Here is a 316-nt window from a genome sequence, read left to right as displayed (position 1 = left end):
TTCAGCTTTTCTAAGTTAGATCCATCAGGCACTATAATTCCTACCGGAATAGATAAAACGCGCATTTCTGTTTGTGTATTTAACAATCTTGCGCCTGGATATCCTGGAACGTTGAGAAAATTTCGTTTCAACGGTGCCCAAGTAGGTCTTTTCCATCCTTTTTCAATTTGGACATATTTTTTACGTTCATTGTTAAATGTAAAAGAACTCACTTTAACACCCCATTTCTTTATAAAATAAAAGAAACCCAAACCTAAAAGGCTGAGTCTCTTTGTTTTTCTCTTTCTTGGTACTCGGTTGTATATCGATACGTACC

General features: G+C 35.8%; 1 protein-coding gene. It reads right to left on the bottom strand.

The genetic code is table 11. The features are described from left to right. On the bottom strand, positions 1 to 212 hold a 212-nt coding region (locus JDS92_RS30205; protein ID WP_307838345.1), incomplete at its 3' end, for a distal tail protein Dit. Between the last annotated feature and the right edge of the window lie 104 nt (positions 213 to 316).

Origin of the sequence: Bacillus cereus group sp. N12 (assembly GCF_016483575.1) — a bacterium.
Taxonomy (GTDB): Bacteria; Bacillota; Bacilli; order Bacillales; family Bacillaceae_G; genus Bacillus_A; species Bacillus_A toyonensis.
The sequence above is the reverse complement of the archived record's forward strand: the minus strand, read 5'-3'. Positions and strand labels throughout refer to the sequence as shown.